This window comes from Kitasatospora sp. NPDC053057, assembly GCF_044546945.1.
GTDB lineage: Bacteria > Actinomycetota > Actinomycetes > Streptomycetales > Streptomycetaceae > Kitasatospora.
In genome coordinates, this window is sequence record NZ_JBITZP010000002.1 from 62,121 (window position 1) to 75,998 (window position 13,878).

General features: G+C 71.2%; 13 protein-coding genes. 6 read left to right on the forward strand and 7 right to left on the reverse strand.

Annotated features, from left to right (window positions below):
- Window position 1: 1 nt before the first annotated feature.
- Window positions 2–490 carry an LURP-one-related/scramblase family protein gene (locus tag ACIG5E_RS02855; protein ID WP_396531074.1) on the reverse strand — a complete coding sequence of 163 codons (489 nt, stop codon included), beginning with the start codon at window positions 488–490 and terminating at the stop codon, window positions 2–4.
- 95 nt (window positions 491–585) lie between these two features.
- Here ACIG5E_RS02855 and ACIG5E_RS02860 point away from each other — a divergent pair, with 95 nt between their 5' ends.
- Both ACIG5E_RS02860 and ACIG5E_RS02865 read left to right on the forward strand, forming a co-directional pair.
- The gene (locus ACIG5E_RS02860; RefSeq protein ID WP_396531075.1) at window positions 586–1,092 is read left to right on the forward strand and encodes a GNAT family N-acetyltransferase; all 507 of its coding nucleotides are present in this window, start codon (window positions 586–588) and stop codon (window positions 1,090–1,092) included.
- A gap of 85 nt (window positions 1,093–1,177) precedes the next feature.
- Window positions 1,178–2,992 (forward strand): NHL domain-containing thioredoxin family protein, encoded by a 1,815-nt coding sequence (locus ACIG5E_RS02865; RefSeq protein ID WP_396531077.1) that lies wholly within the window; start codon window positions 1,178–1,180, stop codon window positions 2,990–2,992.
- Between the two features lie 57 nt (window positions 2,993–3,049).
- Here the strand turns inward: ACIG5E_RS02865 and ACIG5E_RS02870 are convergent, their stop codons facing one another.
- Together ACIG5E_RS02870 and ACIG5E_RS02875 are read right to left on the reverse strand one after the other, a co-directional pair.
- Entirely contained in the window at window positions 3,050–4,363 is a 1,314-nt protein-coding gene (locus ACIG5E_RS02870) for a M18 family aminopeptidase (protein ID WP_396531078.1), read from the reverse strand.
- Between the two features lie 274 nt (window positions 4,364–4,637).
- Window positions 4,638–6,467, reverse strand: coding sequence for an acyl-CoA dehydrogenase (locus ACIG5E_RS02875; RefSeq protein ID WP_396531079.1), 1,830 nt, complete (start codon window positions 6,465–6,467; stop codon window positions 4,638–4,640).
- Window positions 6,468–6,683: 216 nt separating this feature from the next.
- Here ACIG5E_RS02875 and ACIG5E_RS02880 point away from each other — a divergent pair, with 216 nt between their 5' ends.
- Both ACIG5E_RS02880 and ACIG5E_RS02885 read left to right on the forward strand, forming a co-directional pair.
- Window positions 6,684–7,187 (forward strand): SseB family protein, encoded by a 504-nt coding sequence (locus tag ACIG5E_RS02880; RefSeq protein WP_396238167.1) that lies wholly within the window; start codon window positions 6,684–6,686, stop codon window positions 7,185–7,187.
- Window positions 7,188–7,309: 122 nt separating this feature from the next.
- On the forward strand, window positions 7,310–8,278 hold the full coding sequence (locus ACIG5E_RS02885) for a pirin family protein (protein ID WP_396531080.1): 969 nt from the start codon (window positions 7,310–7,312) through the stop codon (window positions 8,276–8,278).
- Window positions 8,279–8,503: 225 nt separating this feature from the next.
- Here ACIG5E_RS02885 and ACIG5E_RS02890 read toward each other — a convergent pair whose 3' ends face one another.
- The gene (locus ACIG5E_RS02890; protein ID WP_396531081.1) at window positions 8,504–10,222 is read right to left on the reverse strand and encodes an RICIN domain-containing protein; all 1,719 of its coding nucleotides are present in this window, start codon (window positions 10,220–10,222) and stop codon (window positions 8,504–8,506) included.
- Between the two features lie 487 nt (window positions 10,223–10,709).
- On the opposite strand from ACIG5E_RS02890, the gene ACIG5E_RS02895 reads away from it, so the two are divergent.
- A complete protein-coding gene (locus tag ACIG5E_RS02895) occupies window positions 10,710–11,078 on the forward strand; it encodes a hypothetical protein (RefSeq protein ID WP_396531082.1) in 369 nt (122 codons plus the stop codon).
- 43 nt (window positions 11,079–11,121) lie between these two features.
- Here the strand turns inward: ACIG5E_RS02895 and ACIG5E_RS02900 are convergent, their stop codons facing one another.
- A complete protein-coding gene (locus tag ACIG5E_RS02900) occupies window positions 11,122–11,943 on the reverse strand; it encodes an integrase (protein ID WP_396531083.1) in 822 nt (273 codons plus the stop codon).
- A gap of 203 nt (window positions 11,944–12,146) precedes the next feature.
- Between ACIG5E_RS02900 and ACIG5E_RS02905 the strand changes: the two genes are divergently transcribed.
- Entirely contained in the window at window positions 12,147–12,305 is a 159-nt protein-coding gene (locus tag ACIG5E_RS02905; protein WP_396531084.1) for a hypothetical protein, read from the forward strand.
- A 29-nt stretch (window positions 12,306–12,334) separates the two neighbouring features.
- Here ACIG5E_RS02905 and ACIG5E_RS02910 read toward each other — a convergent pair whose 3' ends face one another.
- Together ACIG5E_RS02910 and ACIG5E_RS02915 are read right to left on the reverse strand one after the other, a co-directional pair.
- Window positions 12,335–12,943 (reverse strand): TIGR03086 family metal-binding protein, encoded by a 609-nt coding sequence (locus ACIG5E_RS02910; RefSeq protein WP_396531085.1) that lies wholly within the window; start codon window positions 12,941–12,943, stop codon window positions 12,335–12,337.
- On the reverse strand, window positions 12,940–13,806 hold the full coding sequence (locus ACIG5E_RS02915; RefSeq protein ID WP_396531086.1) for an alpha/beta hydrolase: 867 nt from the start codon (window positions 13,804–13,806) through the stop codon (window positions 12,940–12,942). The genes ACIG5E_RS02910 and ACIG5E_RS02915 overlap by 4 nt, the downstream gene beginning before the upstream one ends.
- Window positions 13,807–13,878 lie beyond the last annotated feature (72 nt).

A 13,878-nucleotide genomic window follows, 5' to 3' on the forward strand; every position in this document is an offset into this window, starting at 1 on the left:
CTCAGTGCTCCTCCGCCACCAGGTGGTCGACACAGGCCGCGATCGCGAGCAGCAGCCCGGTGTCCGCGCCGTCGGCGACCTCCACCCCGTAGGTGTCCCGGACCCGGAACCACTTGCGGGAGATCCGGGCGAGCTGGTCGCCGTGGTGGTTCTCGATCCGGTAGTCCTTGTCGATCAGGTCGCCGTGGATCCGGAGCTCGCCGTCGGAGGCCAGCTCCACCAGGTACTTGTCCCGGAACGGGGTGAACAGCTTCTCCCGGACGGTCGCGACCACCTCGCCGTCGGCGTCCTCGATCTTCATCGCGTCGCGGACGGTGAGCATCTTCTCCTTCACCACCGCGACCACCCGCCCGCGCGCGTCCTTCAGCTCGAAGGTGTGCCGCAGCCGCAGCACCTTGCCGTCCACCAGGTAGGCCTTGTGCCCCCGGTCGTCCTCGATCCAGTAGTCGTCGCCGACCGCGAACAGCTTCTCCCTGACCAGGTACCGCACCACAGCCTCCTCCGTCGTCGGACTCGAACCACCCATTCGACCCGCACCCGCACCCGCCGCGAAGCACCGCCGCGCCGCACCGCTTCAATATCGCCATGCCGATCACCCCCCTGCGCACCGAGCGCCTCGACCTCCTCCCCCTCGCTCCCGAGCACGCCGACGACCTGGCCGTCGCCCTCGCCGACCCCGCCCTGCACGCCTTCACCGGCGGCCGCCCGGCCACCCCCGAGGAGATGCGGGCCCGCTGCGCCCGGCTCGCCGCCGGCTCCCCGGACCCGGCCGAGGTCTGGGGCAACTGGGCCTTGCGGCTGCGCGCCGACGGTGCCCTGGCCGGCTACGTCCAGGCCACCGTCCGCCCGGAGGCCGCCGAAGCCGAACTCGCCTGGGTGGTCGGCACCCGCTGGCAGCGCCGCGGCCTGGCCACCGAGGCCGCCCGCGCCCTGCTCGCCCACCTCGCCGCCACCGGCGTCACCACCGTCCTCGCCCACATCCACCCCGACCACGAGGCCTCCGCGCGCATCGCCCGCGCCCTCGGCCTCCACCCGACCCCGCACACCCAGGACGGCGAAATCCGCTGGCAGGCCGATCTTTCGCACCCGTAACCACGACCATCGACAAAGCCCACCCCCCAACACCAACCCCCTCACCCCGGAATGCCCCCGACCCCTCATGGGGTTGGATACAGCCATGGCATCTCGTGCACGTGTACGCGCCCCCGAGCTGGTCGGGGCAGGCGGTTGGCTGAACACCGGCGGCAAGGAACTCACCCTCGCCGACTTCCGGGGCAAGATCACCATCCTGGACTTCTGGACCTTCTGCTGCATCAACTGTCTGCACGTCCTCGACGAGCTCCGCGAGCTGGAGGAGGAGCACCGCGACACCGTGGTGATCGTCGGCGTGCACTCGCCCAAGTTCGTGCACGAGGCCGACCACCAGGCCGTCGTGGACGCCGTCGCCCGGTACGAGGTGCACCACCCGGTGCTGGACGACCCGGCGCTCGCGACCTGGAAGCAGTACGCCGTCCGGGCCTGGCCGACGCTCGTGGTGATCGACCCCGAGGGCTACGTGGTGGCCCAGCACGCCGGTGAGGGCCACGCCCACGCGATCGCCCGGCTGGTGGGCGAGCTGGAGGCGGAGCACGAGGCCAAGGGCACCCTGCGGCGCGGCGACGGCCCGTACGTGGCGCCGGAGCCGGCCGCCGGGGACCTCAAGTTCCCCGGCAAGGCGGTCAGGCTGCCGAACGGGCACTTCCTGGTCGCCGACTCCGGCCACCACTCGCTGGTCGAGCTGGCCGAGGACGGCGAGACGGTGGTGCGCCGGATCGGCGACGGGCAGCGCGGCCTGGTGGACGGCACCAGCCCCCGGTTCAGCGAGCCGCAGGGCCTCGCGCTGCTGCCGGAGGGCCACGACTACGACGTGGTCGTGGCCGACACCGTGAACCACGCGCTGCGCGGCGTGCGCCTCGCCGACGGCAGCGTCACCACCCTGGCCGGCACCGGCCGCCAGTGGTGGCAGGGCTCGGCCACCGAGGGCCCGGCCCGCGAGGTGGACCTCTCCTCGCCCTGGGACGTCGCCTGGTTCGACGGCAGGGTGTGGATCGCGATGGCCGGCGTGCACCAGCTGTGGGCGTACGACCCGGCGGCCGGCACGGTCGGCGTCGCGGCCGGCACCACCAACGAGGGCCTGGTGGACGGCCCGGCCGCCGAGGCCTGGTTCGCCCAGCCGTCCGGCCTGGCCGTCTCCGCGGACGGCGGGAGGCTCTGGGTGGCCGACTCCGAGACCTCCGCGCTGCGCTTCGTTTCACGTGAAACCATGACGGTCGAAACCGCCGTCGGCACCGGCCTGTTCGACTTCGGCCACCGCGACGGCAGCGCCGACCAGGCCCTGTTCCAGCACCCGCTGGGCGTGACCGTGCTGCCGGACGGCTCGGTCGCCGTCAGCGACACCTACAACCACGCGCTGCGCCGCTTCGACCCGGCGAGCGGCGAGGTCACCACCCTGGCCACCGACCTGCGCGAGCCCTCCGGGGCGGTGCTGGTGGACGGCGACATCGTGGTGGTCGAGTCGGCCCGGCACCGGCTGACCCGGCTGCGGCTGCCGGAGGAGGCGGTACGGGTCGAGTCGGTGGCGCACCGCACCCAGCGCGCGGCCACCGAGGTCGCGCCCGGCGCGCTCCGGCTGGACGTGGTCTTCGAGGCGCCGAGCGGCCAGAAACTGGACGAGCGCTACGGCCCGTCCACCCGGCTGCTGGTCAGTGCGACCCCGCCCGAGCTGCTGGTCTCCGGCGCGGGCGCGGACACCGACCTCTCCCGCGAGCTGGTGCTGTCCGACCAGGTCACCGAGGGCGTGCTGCACGTCTCGGCGATGGCCGCCTCCTGCGACGACGACCCGGAGATCGAGTTCCCGGCCTGCCACGTGCACCAGCAGGACTGGGGCGTGCCGGTGAAGCTGGTCGCCGACGGCGCCCGCCGCCTCCCGCTGGTCCTGGCGGGCATGGAGTGACCGGGTGACGCGGAGGGGGCCCGCCGGTTCCGGCGGGCCCCCTCCGCGTCACCGCGCTCAGCCCTCCAGGAAGGCCTTGATCGCGCTCGCCAGCAGGTACGGGTCCTCCGCCCCGCACAGCTCGCGCGCCGAGTGCATGGACAGCGCCGCGATGCCGCAGTCCACCGTCTTGATGCCCAGCCGCGCCGCCGTGATCGGGCCGATCGTCGTCCCGCAGGGCATCGCGTTGTTGGACACGAAGGTCTGCCACGGCACGCCGGCCTTCTCACAGGCCGCCGCGAACACCGCCCGGCCGACGCCGTCGGTCGCGTAGCGGTTGTTGACGTTGACCTTGAGGATCGGCCCGTCGTTCGGCAGCGGGTGGTGGCCCGGCTCGTGCCGCTCGGAGTAGTTCGGGTGGACGGCGTGGCCCATGTCCGAGGACAGGCAGACGGTGCCGGCCAGCGCCCGGGCGCGGTCCTCCGGGGAGCCGCCGCGGGCGTGGATCGTCCGGTCGAGCACGTTGCCGAGCAGCGGGCTCTGCGCACCCGTGTCGGACTCGCTGCCGGTCTCCTCGTGGTCGAAGGCGGCCAGCACCGGGATGTACGGCAGCGCGACCTCGCCCCCGGCGACGGCCACCGCGACGGCGGCCAGCGCGGCGGTGGCCGCGTGCACCGAGAGCAGGTTGTCCAGGCGCGGGCCGGCCAGCAGCTCGCGGTCCCGGCCCAGGTAGGAGGCGGGCTGGACGTCGTGGGTCATGAGGTCCCAGCCGGCCACGTCCTCGGCGGCCAGCCCGGCCCGCTCGGCGACGTAGGCGATCAGCGAGCCCTCGTCGACCGGGCCGAGGCCCCAGATCGGGGTGAGGTGGCGCTGCCGGTCGAGCTTCATGCCGTCGTTGACCTGGCGGTCCAGGTGGATGGCGAGCTGGGGCACGCGCAGCAGCGGCTCGTCCAGCTGGACGAGCCGCTCACTGCCGTCCTTCAGCGCGAGTCTGCCGGACAGGCCGAGGTCACGGTCGAGCCAGGTGTTCAGCGGCACCCCGCCGTAGATCTCCACCGCGACCTGCCGCCACCCGGCCGAGCCGGTGTCCGGCACGGGCTTCACCCGCAGGTTGGGCGAGTCGGTGTGGGTGCCGACGATCCGGAACGGCGTCTCCGGCCCCGCTCCCTGCGGCAGGTACCAGGCGATCAGCGCGCCACCGCGGATCAGGTAGCGCCCGCCGGCCGCCCCGTCCCAGGCGTCCGTCTCCGCGACCTGACGGAACCCCGCCTTCTCCAGGCGCTCGGCGGCGCTCGCGACCGCGTGGTACGGGGACGGCGAGGTGCCGAGGAACGCGATCAGATCGTCGGTGTGCGTCCGGTCGAAGAATGCCCGGCGGGCGGCGGTCGACATACTGCTCCAGGGTCGAGGGAGGGCCGAAGCCGGATGGGGGATCGGCTTCGCACCTTGAGCATATGCCCGTACACGGACATGGCATTCGATACCCGGCAAGCGATGTGGAACACGGACACAACCGTGAACGCGCACCTCACCGGGCCCAGAAGAGGCAGCGAAGTCCCCGGGGAGATAACTCAGTTGACCACGAAGCGGAAACGCCGAAGGGCCCGGTGGCAGCCGGGCCCTTCGGCGTGAGGGTTTCGTCAGGCGGTCAGAAGGGGGGCAGGCCTTAGAAGGCCTCCTCCGCCAGCTCCATGATCTCGTTGTCGATGCCCTCGGCGATCGCCCGCTGCGGGGCGACGGTCGGGAGGACGTTCTTGGCGAAGAAGCGGGCCGCCGCGACCTTGCCCTGGTAGAACGGCACGTCCTTCTCCGAGGCGCCGGCCTCCAGCTTGGCCAGGGCCACCGCGGCCTGGCGCAGCAGCAGCCAGCCGACGACGACGTCGCCGGAGACCATCAGCAGGCGGGTGGTGTTGAGGCCCACCTTGTACATGTTCTTGACGTCCTGCTCGACCGAGGTCAGGTCGGCGATCAGCTTGCCGACGATGGCCTCCAGGTCGCCGGCGGCCTTGGCGAGCAGCTCGCGCTCGGCGGCCAGGGCGTCGCCGCCCTCGGCGGAGGCGAGGAACTTCTGGATCTGCTCGGACAGCGCGGCCAGCGCCTGGCCGCCGTCCTTGACGATCTTGCGGAAGAAGAAGTCCTGGCCCTGGATCGCCGTGGTGCCCTCGTACAGGGTGTCGATCTTGGCGTCACGGATGTACTGCTCGATCGGGTACTCCTGCAGGTAGCCGGAGCCACCGAAGGTCTGCAGGGACTGGGCGAGCTGCTCGTAGGACTTCTCCGAGCCGTAGCCCTTGACGATCGGCAGGAGCAGGTCGTTGAGGCGCTCGGCGGCCTCGTCGCGCTCGCCGCGGAGCTTGGCGGCCAGCATGTCGTCCTGGGTGGACGCGGTGAACAGGACCAGCGCGCGCATGCCCTCGGCGTAGGCCTTCTGGGTCAGCAGCGAGCGGCGCACGTCCGGGTGGTGGGTGATGGTGACGCGCGGGGCGGTCTTGTCCAGGAACTGCGAGATGTCCGCACCCTGCACGCGCTCCTTGGCGTACTCCAGGGCGTTCAGGTAGCCGGTGGAGAGGGTGGCGATGGCCTTCGTGCCGACCATCATGCGGGCGAACTCGATGATCTTGAACATCTGACGGATGCCGTCGACGGTCTCGCCGAGCAGCCAGCCCTTGGCCGGGTGCTTGGCGCCGAAGGTCATCTCGCAGGTGTTCGAGGCCTTGAGGCCCATCTTGTGCTCGACGTTGGTGGCGTAGACGCCGTTGCGCTCGCCGAGCTCGCCGGTCTCCCAGTCGAAGTCGAACTTCGGGACGATGAAGAGGCCGAGACCCTTGGTGCCCGGCTTACCGCCCTCGGGGCGGGCCAGCACCATGTGGACGATGTTCTCGGACATGTCGTGCTCGCCCGAGGTGATGAAGCGCTTCACACCCTCGATGTGCCAGGAGCCGTCCTCCTGCTTGATCGCCTTGGTGCGGCCGGCGCCCACGTCGGAGCCCGCGTCGGGCTCGGTGAGGACCATGGTGGAGCCCCACAGGCGGTCGGTCATCCGCTGGGCGACCTTCAGCTGCTCCTCGGTGCCCTCCTCGGCGATGACGCCGGCGAAGGCCGGGCCGGAGGAGTACATCCAGATGGCCGGGTTCGAGCCCAGGATCTGCTCGGCGAAGGCCCAGATCAGCGAGTTCGGGGTGACCTGGCCGCCGATCGACTCCGGGATGCCCAGGCGCCACCACTCGGCGTCCATGAAGGTCTGGTAGCTCTTCTTGAAGGCGGCCGGGATCGGCGCGGTGTTGGTCTCCGGGTCGAAGACCGGCGGGTTGCGGTCCGTGTCGGTGAAGGACGCGGCGAGGTCGTTCTCGGCGAGGCGGGTGATCTCGCTGAGGATGTTCTTCGCGGTCTCGACGTCCATGTCCGCGAACGGCCCGGTGCCGTACACCTGGTCGCGACCGAACACCTCGAAGAGGTTGAACTCCACGTCCCGCAGGTTGGACTTGTAGTGACCCATGGCCTGTTTTCTCCGGTTCGTCGCTTCCGGGTGACCGCCGCGTTTCGGGCGTCCCGTACCCACCAGTAGGCATCATGATGCTACCCAGCGGTAACTTGGGCAAGCCCCCGACGGTTAATCCGCTATGAACGTGGTCACGTCCCACAAGCCGGGACGACCACTCCTTGTCAGGATCGACGCCAGCGCGGGCGGGTGCCCTCCCGCTAGCCTGTCCGTGTGTACGGATATGACCAGAACGCATACCCGGGTGACCCCTACCAGCAGCAGGCGGGTCCGCAGCCGGGCATGAACGGCATGCCCGGACCGGACGCCTACGGCACGCAGGGGCAGGCGCCCCAGCAGTCCCTCTACCCGGAGCCCTCCCCGCCGTCCCTGGCGGACGCGGTCCGGGCGTTCACCACGGGCTCGATGGCGGTCGAGGACTTCCAGGCCATCTTCATCACCTCGAAGGTGCACTGCCCGCGCGGCGACCGCCCCGGTTTCCTGGCGCTGCACAACACCCCGACGCCGGTGATCCCGATGTTCAGCTCGCTCAAGGAACTGCGCCGGTACGCCGGCAAGGACTCCAAGCACTTCACCGTCACCGGGGCCGAGGTGCTGGACCTGCTGCCGACCGGCTACGGCTTCGCGCTGGACATGGAGGGCGAGCACCGGATGGTGTTCGACGCCAAGGCGGTCGAGCAGATGGTCGACTTCACCATGCGCCGGATGTACGGCTGACCCGTCCCGAGAGGAAGCCCCGCGCTTTCTCGTCGGCACATAGTTCAAGTTTCAACTTGCTTGTTGTTGAGAATTGAACTAACCTCGTGCACGTAGGCCAGAGCCCCTCAAAGGAGGCCGACATGCCCGCCGTGACCGTCGACAACCCGCTGACCCTCCCGCGCGTCACCACGCCGGACCCGGCCGTCGCGAACGCCCGGCCGGTACTGACCGTGGCCACCGCCCCCGAGGGCTACGAGGGCGAGGGCTTCCCCGTCCGCCGCGCCTTCGCCAAGATCAACACCAAGTACCTCGACCCGTTCATCATGATGGACCAGATGGGCGAGGTGGACTACGCGGCCGGCGAGCCCAAGGGCACCCCCTGGCACCCGCACCGCGGCTTCGAGACGGTCACCTACATCATTGACGGAACGTTCATCCACCAGGACTCGCACGGCGGCGGTGGCGTCATCACCGACGGCGACACCCAGTGGATGACGGCCGGCTCCGGTCTGCTGCACATCGAGACCCCGCCGGAGTCGCTGGTGATGTCCGGCGGCCTGTTCCACGGCCTCCAGCTGTGGGTCAACCTGCCCGCCTCGGACAAGATGATCGCCCCCAAGTACCAGGACATCCGCGGCAGCAGCGTCAAGCTCCTCGGCTCCGAGGACGGCGGCGCCCTGCTCCGCGTGATCGCCGGCGAGATCGACGGCCACCAGGGCCCCGGCGCCACCCACACCCCGATCACCATGATCCACGCCTCGATCAACCCCGGAGCCCAGATCACCCTGCCCTGGCGCGCCGACTTCAACGCCCTCGCCTACGGCCTGGCCGGCACCGGCTCGGCCGGCATGGAACGGCGCCCGTTCCACATGGGCCAGGCGGTGGTGTTCGGCGATGGTGACACCCTCACCATCCGGGCCGACGAGAAGCAGGACTCGCGCAACGCCAACTTCGAGGTGGTTCTCCTCGGCGGCCTGCCGATCCGCGAGCCCGTCGCCTGGTACGGCCCGTTCGTGATGAACAGCCACCGCGAACTCCAGCAGGCCATGGAGGACTTCCAGGCCGGCCGCCTCGGCACCATCCCCGCCGACACCAACCTGGGACGCTGACCACTGGCCGAGGGACCCAGACCATCACATGGTCTGGGCCCCTCGCGTCCAGTTCAGGCCGTCCGGAGCCACGCACCACCGTCTCGACCACGGCGAACTGCAGAGAAGCGGTAGTGAGGATCCACCCTGGGCGCGATCGGTCCTGGCCCGGCTGTTCGTCATCGTCCTTTCCACGATAATCAGCAAGGTGCACGGCCTGAGGTGGGGCCACAGTCCTTCTTTCGCCTACTTGAGCGCTGTACCGCCCGAGTTGTGGTACGCGATCGTCTTGTTGATCAGATTTCCGCCGTCGGTCTCGGCCGTGGTCTGTTCCTGCTGCCCCGCGCCGAAAAGCAGACCGGCGATGTGCGCGTTCGCCACCTGGTCCATGTGCGCGAAGAACCAGTCCACCTTGTCGTCCTTGTAGTGGTTGAGCGTGTTGTTCTGCGCCATGTTGCCCACGGGGATCTGCCACAGGACCACCGGCTTGCCCACGGACTCGGCCATCGTCTTGTAGAACGACAGCTGGGCGGCGGCCTTCTGGTCGGTCCAGAATTTGTCGAGGCCGCCATGGGCGGGCTGCGCGTACCAGCCCGCGTCGCGGTCCGACACGTCGGTGGCCAGGAAGTCGGCGTTCTGTGCGCCGAGGTGGGCGTAGTCCCTGACGCACTGCGGGGTGTTCTGCTGCCAGTCGAAGCAGGACAGGTGCATTCCGACGGCGGTGTTCGGAGCGTACTTGTGCGCCATCGAGATCAGGCACTGGGCGAGTCCGGCGGCGCTGTTCTCCTGCGATCCGCAGTCCGTCGGGTCCGCGGCCGTGACCTGCGCGGCGACCTGGTGCGGGTCGCCGAGCGACCGGACGTAGCCCCAGAAGTCGGGCTCGAGGTCGATCATGTCGTGCGAGGTGCCGATCTTCTGGAGGAAGAAGCGGTAGTCGTTCAGGTACCGGGTGAGCAGGTCGGCCCTGTTGATGGCCTTGACCTCGCCCGGACCGTCGCCCTGGCCCGCCGCGTCGCCGAGGTCGCGCAGCGAGTACCAGGTCCAGAGGAACTTCTGCGGGCGCGGCTTGCCCTGGTAGGTCTCCTGAGCCGCCTTGGCGTCCCGCCAGGTCACGTACGTGCCGGGCGCCGTGGTGCTGCCGTTCCAGCAACCCCACCAACCCGTCCACGCGTCCTGGCAGCGGGCCGCCGTGTAGTAGTCCGAGGAGGGCGCGGGCTGGCTGTGCACGTAGGCGTACTGCACGTCGAACGGCGCGGCGTTCGCCGAGGCGTCGGACATCGAGCCGCCGATGAGCACCGTGTTGCTGCCCATGAAACTCTTCGCCGAGTTGTTGCCGCCGCCGGCCGGAGCCGCCGGCGGCGCCGACGTCGGGTGGTTACCGGTCGGGGCCTGGCTCGTCGGAGCGCTGCCGCCTGGCGTGGCAGATTTGGTGGGCGTGGCGCTGCTGCCGGAGCCCCCCGTGTTCCCGGTGCCTCCGGCGCTGCCGGCCGGGACGAGCTGCCACTGCTGGTTGGCGCCGTTCCAGTCGTGGTACTGGGCGATCTGGCCCCCGTCGGTCCTGGAGCCGAGCGGGACCTCGACGGCCTTGCCGCTGAAGGTGTTGATCAGACGCACATAGCCGCCCGACGACTTTTCCAGGTGGAACTGCTGGTTGGCGCCGTTCAGGTCACTCCACTGCCTCACCTGGGAGCCTTCGGCCTTCGACCAGCCGTAGTCGTCCAGCACCTTTCCGGAGTACCGGTTCTGCAGCCGGTACTTCCCGTCACCCGCGTCGAGGAACTTCCACTGCTGGTTCGCCTCGCCGGTGCGGCTCCACTGCACCACCGAAGCGCCGTCGTACGCGCCGTAGCCGTAGTCGTCCAGCACCTGGCCGGTGCTGCGGTTGACCAGCAGGTACCAGGGGCTGGTGTCCACCGACACGGTGCCCGCCGAGGCCGTGTTGACCACGGCCACGGAGGCGCCCACGACCGCCAGGCCGACAGCCGCCCAGAAACCCCGGCGCTGGTACAGCCGACGGGCGCGATGCGACGGACGGGCTCCGCGCCCGTGGCCGCCCATCCGTGCGACGCCACTGACGACGTGGGGTGGGCGAGGGACATCTCTGTGCTCTCGTTCAAGGGACACGTCTGTGCTCTCTTTCAGCCGTCGCATCTGACCGAACCACTTGGCCGGACACCACTGAGTGGCCGCGGAGGCCGAAAAGGTTGCCGCGAAGAGCCTGACGAACTTTCGGCGCTCATCGAGCGGCGCGCTGTGCCACCACGAACGAACCCGGGCCGATGGGGTCGACCTCCGGGTCTTCGGGCGACCACTCGGCGATGGGGATCACTCCCGAGCCCCATCTCCCCCTTGCCGCACAGGTATTGACACCGGCTCCAAGCACGTCGGGATAATGCAATTGGTCTGAACCACTGGCCAGATTGGTCGAGACCACAACGGGAGGAACCCAGCCATGCGCCGTACCGTCCGGCGGCTCGCCGTACTCGTCGCAGCACCGCTGATCGCCCTGACCGGAGCCACCGCGGCCCAGGCCCAACCGGCCATCGACACCAGCTCGTACACCGTCTACGACACGACCGGCACCTGCTCGATCTACGTGCACTTCTACTACAACTCGCACTGGTACGTGGAGTACGACCTCACCAACTGGAGCAACGGCACCCAGGGGTGCGAGGCCGGCGCGTACACCAGCGACCAGGGCTGGGTCGGCCAGATCACCGGCGGCGGGTACTCGACCAGCGACGACCCCTCCCGCTACGTGCGGCCATGGGTCCAGAAGGCCGGCGACCCGTCCAGCTTCGCCTGGGGCCAGAACCGCTGACCTGCTGACCCGACGGCCTCCGGCCGACGGACGCCTTCGCCGCCTACAGCAACGCGTAGACGGCGGAGGCGTCGTCGTGGGTCTTGCCCCGCGGCCAGCGCTCGCAGGTGGCGTCCGCCCGCTCCACCTCGCGGACCTGGGCGATCAGCTCGCCCGGGCCGGACTCGGCGAGCAGCCGCAGCACGTCGCCCCAACTGCCCAGCCCGAAGCGCTCGGTGTAGCGCGAGGCGCCGTCGGTGAGGGCGGCCAGCGCGTGCAGCCGGTCCAGCGGTACGAAGCCGGTCTCGGCGTGCTCGGCCGCCCGCGGACTGGCGGCGGCGATCCACGGGCCGGTGCCCCGGTTGCGGGCGGCGCGCACCGCCAGCGCGTACTCCAGGTGCAGCGCGGCCCGCTCGGCCGAGCCGGGGACGGTCGCCCAGACCTGGCGGCGCAGCCCCTCCCCGCCGGGGAAGCGCTGGTTGTCGCCGATCACCTTGGGCGGGCCGTCCTTGAACTCCAGCACCAGCAGCGAGTCGCCGAGCACCAGGTACTCCAGCGACCCGCCGTGCCGCCGGGCCGCGACCACCATCGCCGCGGGCGTGTTGGCGTGGCCGAGGTCGCAGCGGCCGCCGTGCAGCGCGGCCGTCTCCACGATGGCGTCGGCCAGGCACTCGGCGATCGAACGGTCGGCCCGGTCGGTGAGCCGGGCGAGCAGGTGCACGCCCAAGCGCCGGACGTACCAGGCCGTTCCGTGCCGGCACCCGGACTCCAGGCCGGCCGGCGAGCTGGCGCCGTCCAGCAGGACCAGTGCCTCCGGCGAGGCCGCCACGAAGTCCTCGCTCTCGCGGTCCGGCCGCCGTGCTTCCCCTGCGAGCTTTAGCTGCATCCCGACAGTGTGGCCGCCGCCCCCGGCCCGCGCCCAGACCCGTGCGCCGCAGTGGCGCGGGCCGGGGCACGGGGTCCGGTGGCAGCGGGGGTGATTCGGCCATACCGTCGGATAGCGACTGGCCGATTCGGCCAATCAGGGCCGGCCAGGTTTGGGAGCACCTTCGGGTGTCCGCACGGCCCGGGACTGACGAGGAGCGGATGATGACGACGTTCTGGCAGTTCATCGTGGTACTGGCCGCCGGGCTCGGCTTCCCGACCGCCGCGCTGTTCTTCCTGATCGGCGGGCCGCGCTTCCCGGACGAGCGGCGCGACCGGTCGCTCGCGGCCGGTGACTCGCGGCCGGTGACTCGCGGCCGGTGACTCGCGACCGGTGACTCGCGACCGGTGACTCAGGCCTTCCAGGCCGGGTCGCGGCCGAGCAGCGCCAGGGCGCGGTCGAACCGGCCGGCACCGCCGCCGGGTTCGAGGCCGGGGCGGAAGGCCCGGCCGGGAGCCCGCGCCTCCGGCGTGTTCGGGACGGCCTCGCTGACCGCCAGCAGCGCGGTGACCAGGGCGTCGTCGCCGTCCACCGCCGCGACCAGCCGGTCCGCGCCGCCGAGCGCCGCGGCGACGTCCCAGCCGTGCACCAGTGTGTCCACCAGGTGGAAGCCCACAGCCTGGGCGAGCGGGAAGGGCCCGCCGTCGCGGATCTCGGGCAGCCAGAGCGCCCGGTCGACGTCGGCCGCCTCCCGGAAGGCGGCGACGAGTTCGGCGCCGGTGCGGCGGAAGTCCTCCGCCGGGTCCGCGCCGAGCGCGGCGTCCGCGAACAGCGCCAGGTCCGGCCCGGCGCCACGGGCGGCCGCGGCGAAGCCCTGGTGCTGGCCGACGCAGTGCTCCAGCAGCCGGCGCAGCGTCCACCCGGCGCACGGGGTGGGCTGGTCCAGCTGGTCCGGGCCGACCGCGTCCACCACCTCGACGGCCAATTCCATCGCCTGCGCGTGCAGTTCGACGAGTTTCATGCGGCAGTGACCCCCAGTCCTGCGGAAATGAATCCGATCACCTGATCAACGACGGTCGGTTCCCCGATGATCCTCCGGTGGCCGAGCCCCCGGGTGACCAGCAGGTCCAACTGCTCCCCGTACGCCCGCTTCAGCCGGTGCGCCTGCCCGAGCGGCACCACACCGTCGCCCTCGTCGTGCAGCACCAGGATCGGCAGCTCGATCGCCCCGGCCCGGCTCGCCGCATCGTAGCGCTCCCAGGCCCCGGCGTCCCCGGCGAACAGACCCTGCTCGATCCGGGCCCGCAGCTCCCGCTCGACGGTGGCGTTCAGGCCGAGTTCGGCGCAGAAGGCGGTCGGGAAGAACCCGACCTCGGACACCCCCGAGACGGCCGCCAGCCGGCCCGCCCGCAGCCCGTCGCCCAGTGCGCCGAAGGCCGCGCAGACACCCAGCGAGTGTGCGATCACGGCCTCGAACGGCCCGTACCGGTCCTGGAGTCGGAGCGCGAGTTCGCGGTACTCCAGCACGCTGGTGGTGCGGCCGCCGGAGTCGCCGTGGCCCGGCGCGTCGAAGGCCAGCGCGCTGAGGCCGAGGGCACGCAGCCCGGGGACGTAGGGCGCGAAGCGGGAGGCCCGGGAGCGCCAGCCGTGCAGCAGCAGGACCGGCCGCTCGCCGCTGCCCCAGCGGTAGCCGACGACGGACTTCCCGTCCACGGCCAGCGGTTCGCGGGCGGCCTGCCGGTGGACCTCCCGCTCGACGGGGCGGACCCGGCTGCGCCGCAGCGGGCGCCGGAACAGCTCGAAGGCCGCCCGCCCGGCCGGGCCGGGGGCGATCCGGGCGATGGGGTTGAGGGTGGTGCGGATCAGTGCCTGGGCCGGGTCCATCGGGTCTCCCTGCTCTCTGCGCTCCCTGGCCTGGCCTTGCCTGGCGTGCCTGGCTCGGCCTGCCTTGCTCGG

Excerpts from the sequence above, each read along its gene's own strand:
- ACIG5E_RS02860 (WP_396531075.1), top strand. The coding sequence starts at position 586 with ATGCCGATCACCCCCCTGCGCACCGAGCGCCTCGACCTCCTCCCCCTC.
- ACIG5E_RS02915 (WP_396531086.1), bottom strand. The coding sequence starts at position 13,806 with ATGGACCCGGCCCAGGCACTGATCCGCACCACCCTCAACCCCATCGCC.
- ACIG5E_RS02870 (WP_396531078.1), bottom strand. The coding sequence starts at position 4,363 with ATGTCGACCGCCGCCCGCCGGGCATTCTTCGACCGGACGCACACCGAC.
- ACIG5E_RS02885 (WP_396531080.1), top strand. The coding sequence starts at position 7,310 with ATGCCCGCCGTGACCGTCGACAACCCGCTGACCCTCCCGCGCGTCACC.
- ACIG5E_RS02895 (WP_396531082.1), top strand. The coding sequence starts at position 10,710 with ATGCGCCGTACCGTCCGGCGGCTCGCCGTACTCGTCGCAGCACCGCTG.
- ACIG5E_RS02910 (WP_396531085.1), bottom strand. The coding sequence starts at position 12,943 with ATGAAACTCGTCGAACTGCACGCGCAGGCGATGGAATTGGCCGTCGAG.
- ACIG5E_RS02905 (WP_396531084.1), top strand. The coding sequence starts at position 12,147 with ATGACGACGTTCTGGCAGTTCATCGTGGTACTGGCCGCCGGGCTCGGC.
- ACIG5E_RS02865 (WP_396531077.1), top strand. The coding sequence starts at position 1,178 with ATGGCATCTCGTGCACGTGTACGCGCCCCCGAGCTGGTCGGGGCAGGC.
- ACIG5E_RS02900 (WP_396531083.1), bottom strand. The coding sequence starts at position 11,943 with ATGCAGCTAAAGCTCGCAGGGGAAGCACGGCGGCCGGACCGCGAGAGC.
- ACIG5E_RS02875 (WP_396531079.1), bottom strand. The coding sequence starts at position 6,467 with ATGGGTCACTACAAGTCCAACCTGCGGGACGTGGAGTTCAACCTCTTC.